We start from the raw sequence: 14,603 nt of genomic DNA on the forward strand, positions 1-14,603 counted from the left end.
CCTAGATGAGTGTCTCGTCGCGGGCTAGCCGTCTCTTAGCTTGGATCATGGGATCAGGGACAGGCACAGCAGCCACGAGATCTCGAGTGTACTGATGCGTGGGGTTCGCCAAAACTTCACGAGTGGAACCAGATTCAACAACAGCCCCGTGGCGAAGAACCACAATGGAGTCAGCAATACTTTCCACCACGGCTAGGTCATGAGAGACAAACAGGCAGGCGAATCCAAGTTCCTGCTGGAGGCATGACAGCAGATCAAGTACCACCGCTTGAACAGAAACATCGAGAGCACTGGTCGGTTCATCGGCAATTACCAAACGCGGATTCAAAGCGAGTGCGCGAGCGATAGCAATACGCTGGCGCTGGCCCCCGCTCATTTCGTGGGGGTAACGGTCAGCATAATCGCGAGGCAACTGAACGGCATCGAGAAGTTCTTCAACACGTGCACGGCGCTGACTACGGCCCATATCAGAGTTCAAAACAAGGGGTTCAGCGATAGAGAACCCCACAGTACGACGCGGGTTCAGCGAAGAAGCAGGGTTTTGGTAAACCACACCAAGTCGCTTGCGCACGGGGGTTAGAGCCCTGCGTTTAGCGCCGGCCACCTGCACACCATCAATGATGACGCTGCCACTGGCCACAGGAACCAGACCGATGAGGGTATTAGCAATGGTCGATTTTCCGGAACCTGATTCGCCTACTAGCCCCAGAACGCTACCGGAGGGAATTTCAAAACTCACGTCACGTACAGCATGGAAAGGCGCACGGCGTCGGGTCTTGTAGACCACGTCGAGGTGATCCACACTCACCACGGGAGCAGTTTCACTGGCGGAATCGTGCGGAGATGATGCCACACTATCGATGCTTAATGGATGAGCAGAAGAGAGTTCACTGTCTCGAAATTCAGCAGACTTAGACGAAAACTGCGGGACCGATGTAGCAGTGCATGAAACACTCACTCCATCAGCAGCCTGAGATACCTCAGCAGAAGGAAAAGCAGAAGTTACCTCAACAGGCACATTCTCTTCATTCGGTTCATCATTAGCCATTGCCCGCAAACCGGTCAACGAATCACACGACATGTGTTCGCGTTCGGAGGGGAGAGTGCTTTCATGAACGCCACGAATAGCATCCAGACGCGGAACGCTGGCAAGCAATTGCTTGGTATAGGGGTGCTGAGGGTTGTAAAAAATATCGTCCACGCTGCCACGTTCCACAATATGCCCATGACGCATCACGGCTACATCATCAGCCACGTCAGCTACCACGCCCATGTCGTGAGTGATAAGGAGAACACCCACCCCCTCAGTAGAGGTGATGTCACGCAGCAGATCGAGAATACCCGCCTGAACGGTCACATCAAGGGCAGTAGTAGGTTCATCAGCAATGAGGAAGGGGGGATCGCAGGCAAGGGCCAGGGCGATGCAGGCACGCTGCAACTGCCCACCGGAAAGTTGATGAGGGTAGGAACGGGCAATGCGCTCCGGGTCATTAAGACCTACTCGGGTAAGCAGAGAGATAACATGCTCGCGTGTGCTGTCCGCTCGCCAAGAGCCTGGGTGGGCTTTGGCTGCTTCAGCAATTTGAAAGCCCACGGTGAACAGTGGATCAAGAGCAGTAGTGGGTTCCTGGAAAATAGTTCCCACCAGCCGTCCACGGGCATCATCAAGGACTTTACGTGAAGCACCGATGAACTCGGTTCCGCCGATAACAGCGGAACCGGTCACCGTTGCCGTTGATGGCAGGAGGCCGATAGAGCCCAAAGCGGTGACTGATTTACCGGAGCCCGATTCCCCCACGAGTGCGAGTACTCGTGAGGCAAGGATCTCCAGGTTAATCTCACTACTTGCAGGTTGAGATGCTCCAGCGAACTGGACACTCACACCACTCAGGCGCGCAACGGCCTCCTGCTGTGTCATTAGGAATTCACTCCAAGAACAAGATAGTTGGGGTATGCAGGGAATGCTTCAACGAAGAAGTTGGTCACGCCACTTCCGCGCAAGAAGGAGTAGCGGCGGAATACTAAAGGCACGGAAGGTGCATCTTCAGCAATACGCTTGTCGAGGGCTGCCCACATTTCACTAGCTTTAGCGAGGTCGTTTTCCTGGGCTGCTTCTTCGATAGCTGCGTCCACTTCAGCGTTGGAGTAACGGCAGAAATTCTGGCCGCCGTTGCTAATTTCACGTGAATCATAAAGTGGCTGAATGTTGGCGTTTGCTGAAGGATAGTCTGGGTTCCAGCCAGCAATTGCCAGATCGTAACTAGATCCATCCCCCTGCGTGGTGCGCTCAGAGAATACTTCTCCTTCAGCGGGATCGATCTGGACGTTAAGACCAAGTTCACTCAGAGACTGAGCAACAGCTTCAGCAACAGCCATATCAGCATCACGGTTGCGAACAAGTAGCACAAAATTGCTTGGAACATCGGCGCCTTCAAGCAATTGCTTAGCTTTGTCCATATCTGTGGGATAAAGGTTGTATTCCTCACGCCCGGGAATACCGGGGGTGATGTAGGTGCTGGCGGGGGCTGCCCCCTGTTCACCACCCAGTGCTGCCACTACAGCGTCCTTATTGACCGCATGGCTGATCGCTTGGCGAACCTTGAGGTCGGTGACGCGCTCATTGTTGATTGCCAGATAAAGCAAGGGACCAGGATCAGAAGAAACAAGACGGTCGCGCGCGGTGGGGTTACCCATGACTTGCGCAAGTTGTGCAGCGCCCACGAGATTCGAACCAAATGCGTTCTTGTCGGCACCAGAATCAGCGATAAGACGCTGTGAAGCAACGGATTGATCCTGCCCCAGAGAAAAGACAATGGTGTCAGGTAGCGCAGTACGCACTTCGTCAGTGTCGCGTTGCCAGTACTCATTACGGGCAAGGGTGACCGATACACCTTGCTGATATTCGCTGACCTTGTAAGGACCAGAGGCAACTGGCTTTCGGGAGTAAGTCTTCGGGTCGTCACCCTCAGGGACAGGGGCGAAAGCAGGCGTAGACGCAATCCAAGGCCAATCACCGAAGGGGTGGACCAAGTGGAAGATGATGGTCTTGTCATCGGGGGTTTCTACGGAATCGAGGTGTGCGCCGTCATAGGGGCCCACGTACCCTTCGGCTCCTTCAAGGAGGACCTTGTGGTAACTCAAGCCCCCAGAAAGAGCGTCGGCGAACGTACGCTCAATACCGTATTTGATCTGGTGGGAGGTAATGGGGTTGCCGTCAGAATCCTTGAGGTTGTCCTTCAAGGTGTAAGTCCAGGTTAAGCCATCGTCAGAGACTGTTCCGGTATCCGTAGCCAGGTCAGGAACCACCCTGGCTTCTTTACCTGGCTCAATGGACCAAGCAGTCAGACGGCGGTGAACCAGTGCAAGAGAAGTAATGGCGAGAGACTGACTCTTGGCAGGATCAAAATTCATGTCCGTATCAGAGGTGAGAATGGTGAGAGTGCCACCTTCTTTTCCTTCTGCATTAGGAGCACTAGTGGAGGAGGAGTTCGCCCCACATGCTGCCAATGTCATTGCTAATGCAGTCATCGTGGTGCCTGCAATAAAGCCGCGACGTGACGGTTTCAAGGGGTGAGACATGATGTGTCCTTCCAAGGGTTGTTTCTTCACGTATTTTCTTGTCTATAACCCCAGGTATTCGTGTTATCTACGACCCGGGATACGGTTGCGGTCTTAGACGCGAGGATCAATCCAGACCGCCATGAGATCAACGATGAGGTTGGCAACAACCACACAGGCTGCAGCCAAAAGTGTCACGCCCATGACCACAGGAATGTCACTTGTTTGCACCGCATCCATAAGCAGGGCACCAAGGCCTTGCATGGAAAAGACACGTTCGGTGACAACGGCGCCGCCGAGCATTCCTCCCAGGTCAAGAGCGAAAAACGTCACCACGGGAAGGGCAACGTTACGCATAACGTGCCGACCGATAACAGTTCGTTCAGGGAGTCCAACTGCTCGCGCAGTGCGCACGTAATCCTCTCCAAGGTTTTCTAGCATCTCGCTACGCACCATGCGTGCATAGACAGCAGCACTAATGAGCGCGAGAACGCACCAGGGCAAAATTAGGTGCCAAGCCCATTGCACAGGGTTTTGCGTCAGTGGAACATAACCCGCCACGGGCACCATATCGAGCCAGAATCCCAAGACAAGAATACCCAGCAGCCCCACTAAATATGATGGTGCGCTAACACCGATGACTGTTCCGGTCATAATGAATCGATCCAAACGAGTACCACGGCGTAGTGCACTGATCATGCCAGCAGCAACACCCACTACAAGCCAGAGAATGCCCGCCCCAATGGCTAACGAGAAAGTCACGGGGACGCGTGCGGCCATAAGTTCAGTAACAGGCGTGTTGAGCCGGAATGAGTATCCGAGGCAGGGTGCTGAACAGACCACTGCGCCTGCACCAGAGCCGAAAGTACGCCCCACAACAATAGCCTTGAGATAGTCCACGAACTGCAAATACCAAGGCTTGTTGTAGCCAAGAAAGTCTTGCGCACGGGCAAGGTTTTCGGGGGTGCAGGGCTTACCACAGGCGAGTTGGGCAGGGTTGGCCGGCCACATCTCGAATACGGCGAAGGTAAGGAATGTGATGAGGATAAGGACCACAATCGTGGAGAGGAGTCTGCGCAGAATGTAGAAACTTCGCGGACCAAACACTCTATGTGAGGAGAGGATGGATGAGATGGTCATCGGTTGTCTCCTGTTCGTGGGTCAAGAGCGTCGCGTAGTCCATCTCCCAAGAGATTGAAGGACAAGGTGACAATGAAAAGGGCAAGGCCAGGAAAGAGGAGATACCAAGGATCAGTACTCACCCAGGGGACGGCAGCACCGATTGTGCGCCCCCATGAAGGAGTGGGCGGGACCACGCCTACTCCAAGGAAAGACAGGGTAGCTTCGGCACCAATTTTTCCGGGGATAGAGATCGTGGTGAACACAATGATGGTGGCAACAAGATTAGGGAGCACCTGGGTAACCATGACGTGCCATGTTCCAGCCCCCATGGCGCGGGAGGCTCCCACGAAGGTGCGGTTACGCAGTGCGAGAGTACGACTACGTAGAACGCGTGCGGTGGAAGGCCAGCCCAGCACACCGATGATGAGGATCATGACCACAATACGGTTAGCACTGGCCGGAATGATGGCACTAACAGCGATCATGAAAACGAGATGGGGAAAACCGAAGGTGACGTCAGTCAAACGGGAGATCAGTGCGTCCCACCATCCGCCAATATATCCGGCGCTCACGCCCAGCAGCACGGCGATAGCAATAGCCACAAGCGTGGCACCCATTCCGATGAAGAAAGAGGTCCGTGTTCCTTCAATAACGATGGCGAACAGGTCGCGTCCAGTTTGGGGCTCTACACCGAAAGGATGAGCCATACTCACACCCCCCATTCGCCCCTTAGGAAGACCGGAGCCGTCCAAGAGATCGAGATGATAGGTATAGGGGTCTGATCCCAAACTGCGTGCAAGGAAGGGCGCAAAAAGAGAGACGAAAATGGTTAGAACGGCGATGATAGCGCCGAATACCGCCCAGCGATCTTTAGCGAATCGCCCGGCAATGTATCGCCATCCCACAGCACGTCGAGTTTCGTTGGGCACGTCTGTTGCGGGCACGTCAGCCTCAACGCCTGAGATGGCGGTTTTCATGGTTGGGGTGTCCTGGTTGGACGTGTGCACGTGGCACCTCACGGGTCTTGAGTAGCGAACGGGAGTATGGGCCTGTCTTTAACGACAAGTACAACCACACATTCGCATACTCATATTCCAAGACCTCACTGAAGATAGCGCGTATCACAATATTTGCACGGAACGGCAACCTCGAACATACGATCCGTCACCGATTACGTGCGAACACATTAGCACAGCATGATTCATCAATGAGCACGTCAACGGTACATCCGGCCTTAATTACCGGAGCATCAATCGGCGCACGCGCCTGGAAAATCAATGGCTTGCCGGTTTTTTCATCAATAAATTGATCAATGGTGAGATCACATTCACGCATGCCCTGGTGAATTCTGCTTTGCTGAACGACGCCACAGATCACCTGATCACTCTCACCTCTATTGTCTATCTGCTCGCCGTTCGTCAGCGAGGTATAGGCTCGAACGATTGTCATGGCGCGTTGGCCAAGTGCTACGAAGGAGTCCAGCTGATTGTCACTGCGGTTAGCGAGAGCGGTGAGCCCCAGGCGGTGCGCTTGGGCAGGAGTGAGGAAGGGTGCGAAGCCCATAAAACTTGCGACTTCGAGGTAGCGAGGATCAGTGAGGAGGCCGGCGGGGGTATCGATACGGATAAGTTCACCGTTGTCCATAATGCCGACTCTGTCGGCAACAGTCATGGCTTCATCATGATCGTGGGTGACATACATCGCGGTGGTGTTGCCACTTTTCACGATGGTACGTACGTCGATGGCAAGTTGTTCGCGCAATGCTCGATCAAGGGCACTGAGGGGTTCGTCGAGCAGGAGTAAGCGTGGGTTAGGGGCGAGGGCTCGGGCAAGGGCTACTCGTTGGGCTTGTCCACCGGAAAGCGTGGTGATGGGGCGGTTGCCGTATCCGGGCAGGCCCACCATCTCAAGCATTTCATCAACAATGGCTTGGCGTTTGACTTTGGGGATTCCTGCGGAAACTAAGCCGTAAGCCACGTTTCCTGCCACGGAGCGATGGGCAAATAGTTGGCCTTCTTGAAACATGAGGCCGAATCCCCGTTGATGGACGGGGGTGCGTACAACGCTGCGTCCATCCCAGGTCACGTCTCCGCTGGCGACGTCTTCGAGTCCGGCTACCGCACGTAGGAGTGAAGATTTTCCTGATCCTGAGGCACCGAGCAATGCCACGATGTGTCCGGGGCCAATAGTGAGGTTGACGTTACGAACAGCGTGGACCGGCTGGCCCCATGGGCCAGCCGGGTAGGTCACGCTGACATCGGCGATTCCTAGTCCCCGAGACATATCTGTCACTCTTAAATCCTCACACTCACGCACCGCTCCCCTAGCCTCTGCCTGCAAGGTTGGGTTGGTCCGCCCGGCGGAGTCTGCATTCTTGTGTGAAGGAACACGCCCATCGGAAGCGACGTATTCATCAGGAGTCATCTGCTCGTCTGGTGTGAAAGATGGCGATGTGGTGGTCATGGTTAGAGCACTCCTTGGTGGGTGGCGTCACCGGTGCGTTGAGAGAATGCTTCGCAGGCCATCATGACTGCGGCAGTGGAGAGAGCCAAGATGACCGATGCGGCTAGGCCCATTCCTTGATTTTGAGCTCCAGGAGAACCAACCAATCGGTAAATAACGACTGGCAAGGTAGGAATCTGGGGACGCGCAAGAAATGATGTGGCACCAAACTCCCCCATAGAGGTAGCTAGAGCAAAACCCACAGCCAATCCAGCTGAGCGCAGGATACTCACACCATCAATTGTGGCAAGGACTCGTGCCGGACTTGCTCCCAGCGAGGCAGCTGCTTCACGTTGACGCGGATCGATAGCACGCAGAGCAGGGAGGAAAGTTCGCACCACCAACGGAACAGCCACAACAGCCTGAGCAACGGGAACAATCCACCATGAACGTGTCAAAGCGAGGGGTGGTTTGTTCAAAGTGATAAGGAAACCGAAACCGACTGTCACGGCGCTCACGCCGAGCGGAAGCATGAATGCGGCGTCAAGAAGAGAAATCCCCCTAGCCAAAGCCAAAGACCGTGGATGCCTAGAGACCACCATGGACACAGTCAACCCCACAAGTACAGCAATAAGAGTGGCTGCAAGCGCCATCACCATGGAGTTATAGGCGGCGTCCCAAACAGGCACAAGTAAAGCATTGCGCTCACCAGTTCCAGCTAGGTCTCGATAGTTCGCAAGAGTCCATTGGCCTTGGCGGCGCAATGAGCGCAACACCAGGATCACCATAGGGCCAATAAGCAATCCACCGACGGTCACAAGAGTAAGGAAGAGAGCAGGAACGTCACCGCGATGCAGAGCAGTGGGCGGAGTATTCACGCGCATGTTGAGGCGGGTTTGGGTAGCTCGGCGAGCCCGATCTGCGATCCAAAGACTCACGGCAATGATGAGGACCTGAAGAACACTCAGCACCGCTGCGCCACGCAAGTCAAGGTACTGGGCGGTCAGCAAATAGATCTCAGTTTCCACCGTCCCAATTGCAGGGCCACCAAGAACCAGCACCACGCCATAGGCGGTTGCGCAGAAAAGAAAGACTACGCTGGCCGCCGAGGCAATAGAGGGCATCAGTGAGGGCAGCGTGACAGTGAAAAAGACACGCCTCGGTCCAGCCCCAAGTGAACGTGCAGCTTGTTCAGCTCTAGGGTCTAAACGACGCCACATAGTGCCTACTGTACGAACCACGAGCCCATAGTTAAAGAACACAAGGGCTGCCACGATGGCGCTCATTGTTCCGTCGAGGTGAAGAAACTCCAGCGGGCCGCCACGAGTGACCAGAGCATGGAAAGCCACACCCACTACCACGCTAGGGAGCACGAAGGGGACAATGACAATGGCGCGCAGAATGCGGTAGCCGGGAAAACGGCGTCGGTAAAGAATGTGGGCGCCAGGAATACCCAGAGCCACACACAAAAACGTACCAATGATGGCCTGAGTGAGGGTCTGCCCCACGATACGTGCGGTGCGTGGGCGAGTAAGCACATCCCATACGCCACTAAAATCCACATGTCCGTCAGTGACGAACCCGCGTGCAATCAACGTGGCTGCAGGCCAAGCGAAAAACAAGGTCAGGAAGCCCATAGGAATGAGGACGGCCAGCATCCACGCCACCCGTACGGTCACGGATGTACGTGGACGCTGGCCTGCACTCATCATGATTGATCTCCAATACCAAGGGAGAAGGCGGTAAGAATCAGCAAAGAACCACCCTGCTTAGGAGGGCGAATCTCAGCGACTCAGAAAAAACCGCACCTGCCTTCGCTTTAGAGTCCCACGGATTCAGTCCACGTCTGGATCCAGGATTCACGGTTGGCAGAGATGTCGTCAGGAGTGACCTTGACGGGATCGGGTGAGAGTTGACCAAACTTCTCAATATCTTTAGGAAGAGGCACGCTCTGATCCACGGGGTACATGTACATCTCAGCGGGAATGCTTTCCTGGAACTTGGCGCCCAGGAGGAAAGAAACCAGAGCACGGCCACCTTCGGGGTTAGCTGCCCCCTTGAGCACACCGGCATATTCGATCTGTCGGAATGCAGTGTCCAAGAGTGCGGCAGTGGTGGTTTCGCCGTCTTTGGAAACGGTGAAAGCTGGGGACGATGAGTAGGAGACAACGATGGGGTAGGTACCGTTATTGCCGCCCTGCGTGAAGTCAGTGAAGTAGGCCTCTTCCCAACCGGAATCAATCTTGGTGCCGTTATCCTTCAGGCTCTTCCAGTAGTCGCCGAACTTATCTGCACCAAAGTGCCCCACGGTGGCGATCATAAAGGCCAGACCGGGGGTAGAAGTGGCGGGGTTAATCGCGCAGAAAAGATCCTTGTACTTAGCGTCTGTCAGATCTTCGAAAGTCTTAGGGGCTTGAAGTTCCTTAGCTTTGAACCATTCAGTATCCACGTTGACACATACGTCACCCACGTCGATAGGTGCTACGGCGAGGTTGCCGTCTACGAGGTACTGGTCAGTATTGTCCGGCATAGCGAAACTCATGGATTCGTCAACGATTCCTTCACCCAACGCACGGGAAATAAAGGTGTTATCGATGCCGAAGAAGCAGTCACCGATCGGAGCATCCTTGGTGAGGATAAGTTTGTTCAGCGTTTCGCCACCGTCGCCTGCAGCGACTACCTCAAGGGTGTAGCCGGATTCCTTTTCAAATTCAGCTTTAAGTTCATCGCTGATTTTGAAGGAGTTGTGGGCGACGAGGGTGACTTTGCCTTTTCCGCCGTCTGCGGGGGCGCCGCTGGCTTTACCGGAGGCGGATCCGGAATTAGAGCATGCGGCCAGGACCGCTGCGGTGGCTGCTGCGGCGCCGGATGCGAGAATCGCACGGCGAGAGAGCAGCATGCTCGTGGCGTGATGAGACATGAATTGTCCTCCAAGTGATTCGGAGGGCGCATAGCCGGTGGCTAGCGGAGAACACTTCCCGACTCCCTTCGCCGGTACTAGCCGGATCAGGTTGAAGGGTCTGCGCATGTGCGCACTCTCAGCCCAGCGGTGGTGCGGGCTCCCCTGTCAGTGGTCAGCACCACCATAACCGATAGAAAGCATGAAAGAATCAAGAGGTGAACGTGCTGCTGCGCACATCCCACCCGATAGGGAAGAATGTCCAGTAGTCCCATTACCTGTTCGAAAGGATTCCTGTCATGGGCAAGAAGGACAAGAACGCTCCCAAGCCAGACCTAGTCTGGAAGGCCACCGCCGCTCTGGCTACCCTGGCCAGCGGTTTCATTGCCGACAAGGCTGTGTCCATTGGCTGGAAAATGGTCACCGGCAACGATGCACCCAAGGATGAGGACAAGCTTCTTGACTACCGCGTGGCCGAGGTTGCTGTGTTCGCTGTGATTTCTGGCGCCACCATGGCTGTAGTTCGTGAACTTAGCCTGCGTGGTGTGGCTCAGTGGTACGGCGGCAAGGATCTTAATCCTCTAACCGGCGAGAAGATGTCAGCGAAGGCCTGATTCCTTTTCATCTGACGTGAGTAGGACTGATGACGACTGGCTACGGGATTGTCCCCCAACCGAAGCACGCCTATGGCGTAATGCCTACACAGGCACCAGTGGGTTATGGGATTGTTCCACAGTCGTCTCCTATTCCGGAGCAGAATGCTCCTACTCCGGTAAGTAACCCCTCATCCCGCCTCTCAGCACCTTCTTCCGACGCCGCACCATTAGGTGATTCCGCCGCATCACTTTCTACCCCTTCACCATCTGTTTCCCCGCTATCGACTCCCTCGTCATTGAGCCCATCTGCTGGATCATCCTCGTCATTACAGGCCACAGCCTCAGACACCACAAGCATTCAAGGAGCCACAGCCACAGCCCTGATTGCTGCTCACAGTGTCTATGGCATCATCACTGATGTTCGCGATGATTCGGGCTATGGGATCATCACGGATACCACGAGTTCCGTCTCTGATTCTCAGGCCGCTAGCGCCCTGAACCATGCTCTCGATCAGTCCGCCGATCTCTACGCTTCTTCTGAGATCACTCCCACACATGCCCCCACGATGGTGTTTGAGCCTGAGACCCATCCGCTGCATGTCCCCATCACTCAAGCTCGCAAACATCTCGATGCTGGCCGTATCACCGAAGCACTCATGATGACGGTGACTCTTGGCCCACAAATTGCCGAGATTGAACTCACCGATTCACAGATGGCCCAAGAGCTTTCTTCCCGCGCACATAACGTGTGGACTGATTGTCTAGACGCCTTTGACGCCCAAGAAGCCAGGGATGCTGTACATCCGATGACCGCTCTTGATGAGCATTTTGACGCCTGGCATGCTGCCCTAGATCAGCAAGGTTCTATGAGCCCTCGTGCAGCTCATGAGCAAGGTGCTCTTGGCCGCGCCTATCATCGTTGCCGTCACGAATCTGAGGCCTTGGAATACCTCAGACCTGCTGCCAACACGATGCGTTATGTATTGGGCGAGCTTCATCCCGAAACTTTGCACACCCGTGCCTGGCTAGGAATCACATACCTGGCACTTGGCGATGTGGATGCTGGTGAAGCGGAGTTACGTGCAACTCGAGATGCTGCCATCACGCTCTATGGCTTAAACCATCCCCGCACTGCCCCAATTTTCATGGCCCATGCGGGAGCAGTTCGCCGCCTAACTCATCCCGAGTGGCCCATCAATCCTTCCTAACCTCCCCTTCCTACCCTCTCCCACGAATTCCTATCCTTCACACCCTGGGCCATCTAATTTCCTCTCACTCATCTAGTCATTGCGGTTTAACCTTCTGCAGTTTTCACTCCTCAAGGATGATCTACCCTCTCGTCCAGGCATCCTCGCATGTGATGAGTCATTCTTCGTCACGCCTGGGGAGGAGGAGAAAACTACCTTCTCGGTTAAGGATCCTCGCGTGGCGCACGTCGGCCCATAATCCTGTGTTTGCCATCCACCCCGGTAGGCTTAGAGAAGTTTCAGCCCCGTCATCCCTGATGTGACCACGTGGCCGTTACGGTGTTGTTCACCTAAGCCCGTGTCACATCATGTTTTTGTGAAGGATCATGGTGAATAACGCCTTTCTTTTGCCTGTGCAGATTGTGTGCGGAGTGCTTGCCTGTGCATTGACCTGCCTGGGTGTGTGGGTTTTTGCCCGCGCGTGCGTCACGTTATTCAACCGTATGAGCGTTGGCCGCCCTGCTCCTGATCGTTGGCGCCCGGTGGGCCCCCGCTTGGCCACTTTGATCAAAGAAGTCCTGGGCCATACCTCATTTAAGAACCGCCCTTGGATTCGTCTGGCTCACTGGTTAGTGATGCTCAGTTTCCCCCTCCTATTCACCACCTTGGTGACCGGATATGGCCAAATCCTCTCCCCTACCTTCAACCTCCCCATCATTGGTCATGCCGTGTGGTGGGAGTGGATTGTTGAGTTCTTTGCGGCAGGTAGTTTCCTTGCCATTATCGGCCTGATGGGAGTGCGTTCCTTTAACGAATCCTTAGTGGGTCGCACACGCTTTACTGGTTCAACTCGTTCGCAGGCCCGTTTTGTAGAGTGGGTTGTTCTTGGCGTTGTGCTCTGCGTGATTATTCTTCGCATCCTTGAACGAGCACTGTTGGACACTCTAGGGCAGGCAGGTAATACGCATTTCGCTGCTGTTTCCACCCCGATTCATTTTCCTTTCACTGCCCCACTTTCCTCTCTCCTCCTAGCGGCCAGCCCTTCAGCAACCGCTTTAGCAGCCGCCATTATCATCACCTCCACCATCAAGATCCTTATCTCAATGGTGTGGTTCGTCGTGGTTGCTGCTCAGCCGTCCATGGGGGTGGCCTGGCACCGTTTCCTGGCCTTTTTCACAATCTTTTCTCGCCGCGAGGCAAATGGTTCTCCGGCGCTTGGCGCACTTGAGCCCATCACCTTGCCCGATGGTTCGATACTCACCCCGGAGCGTCTTGATGAATTAGAAGAAGAAGCAGAAAACGCTGGCCCCGATGATCCTGAACCCGAAGAACCTCAGTTCGGTGTCGGGCGTATCGAGCACTTTTCTGTCACCGCTCTCTTAGATTTCTCCACTTGTACGGAGTGTGGCCGCTGCCAAGACCTATGCCCAGCATGGAATACAGGTAAGCCCCTATCTCCCAAACTTATGACACTGGCTCTACGCGATCATCACGCTGCCGTAGCCCCCTACCTTCGTGCCGCCGCTGCCTTAAACAAAACCCCTGAGGACGTGAGTGCTGAGGATGTTGACTCACGTCCCATTCACATGGGGATACGCGATGGGCTCCAAGTTGATGACCGCGAGGGTCTCGTTACGGGGACTGCTCATACCAAAGATGTCCTGGGTGCTTTACTGCAAGCCAAGGCTGCGCCGTCGGACACTGGGGTAGCCACTACCCCGGCAGCGCTTGTAGGTGGCGTGATTACGGAAGACGTCCTGTGGTCTTGCACCACCTGTGGTGCCTGCGTGGATCAATGTCCAGTGGATATTGAACACGTGGACCATATTGTGGATATGCGTCGCCATCAGGTGCTCATGGAATCAGCCTTCCCCAAGCAATTGGGGCAGATGTTCCGCAAAATGGAATCCAAATCCAACCCCTGGGGCATGGCCGCACGCAAACGCATGGATTGGGCCAAAGGCTTAGAATTCGATGTCCCCGTCATCGGTGAGGATGTGGAAGACGCGTCCGAACTCGATTACCTCATGTGGGTGGGCTGCGCCGGAGCATTCGAGGACCGTGCCAAGAAAACTACTCGCGCTTTAGCCGAGCTCCTCCACATTGCTGAGGTTAAGTTCGCAGTTCTCGGTGACGGTGAGGGCTGCACCGGCGATCCGGCTCGCCGTGCAGGCAACGAGATTCTCTTCCAAATGCTCGCCAAAGATGCCATCGATGCTCTCAACGACGCCAAGGCCACGAAGATTGTGGTGACATGTGCCCACTGCTTCAACACAATTTCTCGTGAATTCCCCCAGTTAGGGGGCAATTTCGAGGTAGTTCACCACACCCAATTACTCAACACACTCGTACGCGAAGGGCGCCTCAAGCCCGTCGCCCCTCAGCCTGGTGATGCCCTGAATGTCACCGTGCATGACGCCTGCTACCTGGGGCGCCATAACCAGGTGTACTCCCCTCCACGCGAACTGGTAGAAGCTACCGGCGCCACTGTGGTCGAAATGCCCCATAACCGCGAGCGCGCCATGTGCTGTGGCGGCGGTGGCGCACGAGCCTTTATGGAAGAAACCCTAGGCACACGCATCGCCACGATGCGTGCTGATGAAGCGGCCGCTACGGGGGCTGACGTGATTGCCACGTCATGCCCGTTCTGTACCACCATGCTTAGTGACGGGGTGGCGGCACTTAATACCTCGGCGTCAGCCACTGTGGCTGTAAAGGATGTGGCCCAGTTGATGCTCGACGCTGTGCACCGCGGTCAGCTGACGCCGGATACTGATGCACAGAACTGAAGCATGCGCT

The 14,603-nt window shown here is 55.2% G+C and carries 10 protein-coding genes and 1 riboswitch; of the genes, 3 read left to right on the plus strand and 7 right to left on the minus strand.

The annotated features are described in order from the left end of the window. Window position 1 precedes the first annotated feature (1 nt). The 7 genes from A9753_RS09985 to A9753_RS01955 form a co-directional block, all read right to left on the minus strand. Window positions 2-1,918, minus strand: coding sequence for a dipeptide ABC transporter ATP-binding protein (locus tag A9753_RS09985; RefSeq protein WP_067779379.1), 1,917 nt, complete (start codon window positions 1,916-1,918; stop codon window positions 2-4). Further along, on the minus strand, window positions 1,918-3,579 hold the full coding sequence (locus A9753_RS01930) for an ABC transporter substrate-binding protein (protein ID WP_067779382.1): 1,662 nt from the start codon (window positions 3,577-3,579) through the stop codon (window positions 1,918-1,920). The genes A9753_RS09985 and A9753_RS01930 overlap by 1 nt, the downstream gene beginning before the upstream one ends. Before the next feature lie 93 nt (window positions 3,580-3,672). Beyond that, window positions 3,673-4,698 (minus strand): ABC transporter permease, encoded by a 1,026-nt coding sequence (locus A9753_RS01935; RefSeq protein WP_067779387.1) that lies wholly within the window; start codon window positions 4,696-4,698, stop codon window positions 3,673-3,675. Further along, window positions 4,695-5,657, minus strand: coding sequence for an ABC transporter permease (locus A9753_RS01940; RefSeq protein ID WP_067779390.1), 963 nt, complete (start codon window positions 5,655-5,657; stop codon window positions 4,695-4,697). The genes A9753_RS01935 and A9753_RS01940 overlap by 4 nt, the downstream gene beginning before the upstream one ends. A 187-nt stretch (window positions 5,658-5,844) precedes the next feature. Further along, complete coding sequence (locus A9753_RS09400; RefSeq protein ID WP_245637328.1) at window positions 5,845-7,143, minus strand: ABC transporter ATP-binding protein; 1,299 nt, start codon at window positions 7,141-7,143, stop codon at window positions 5,845-5,847. A 2-nt stretch (window positions 7,144-7,145) separates the two neighbouring features. Continuing rightward, window positions 7,146-8,834, minus strand: coding sequence for an ABC transporter permease (locus A9753_RS01950; RefSeq protein ID WP_067779392.1), 1,689 nt, complete (start codon window positions 8,832-8,834; stop codon window positions 7,146-7,148). A 107-nt stretch (window positions 8,835-8,941) separates the two neighbouring features. Then, window positions 8,942-10,042, minus strand: a complete 1,101-nt coding sequence (locus A9753_RS01955; protein WP_067779395.1) for a thiamine ABC transporter substrate-binding protein — start codon at window positions 10,040-10,042, stop codon at window positions 8,942-8,944. 46 nt (window positions 10,043-10,088) lie between these two features. After that, window positions 10,089-10,198: riboswitch (TPP riboswitch) on the minus strand. A 122-nt stretch (window positions 10,199-10,320) separates the two neighbouring features. Here A9753_RS01955 and A9753_RS01960 point away from each other — a divergent pair. From A9753_RS01960 to A9753_RS01970, 3 genes are all read left to right on the plus strand, one after another. Next, entirely contained in the window at window positions 10,321-10,635 is a 315-nt protein-coding gene (locus A9753_RS01960; RefSeq protein WP_067779398.1) for a DUF4235 domain-containing protein, read from the plus strand. Between the two features lie 29 nt (window positions 10,636-10,664). After that, the gene (locus A9753_RS01965; protein ID WP_067779401.1) at window positions 10,665-11,825 is read left to right on the plus strand and encodes a tetratricopeptide repeat protein; all 1,161 of its coding nucleotides are present in this window, start codon (window positions 10,665-10,667) and stop codon (window positions 11,823-11,825) included. A gap of 365 nt (window positions 11,826-12,190) precedes the next feature. Beyond that, window positions 12,191-14,593 (plus strand): heterodisulfide reductase-related iron-sulfur binding cluster, encoded by a 2,403-nt coding sequence (locus A9753_RS01970; protein WP_067779404.1) that lies wholly within the window; start codon window positions 12,191-12,193, stop codon window positions 14,591-14,593. Window positions 14,594-14,603: the final 10 nt, after the last annotated feature.

This window comes from Actinomyces vulturis (assembly GCF_001687305.1).
In the GTDB taxonomy this organism is placed as follows: domain Bacteria; phylum Actinomycetota; class Actinomycetes; order Actinomycetales; family Actinomycetaceae; genus Actinomyces; species Actinomyces vulturis.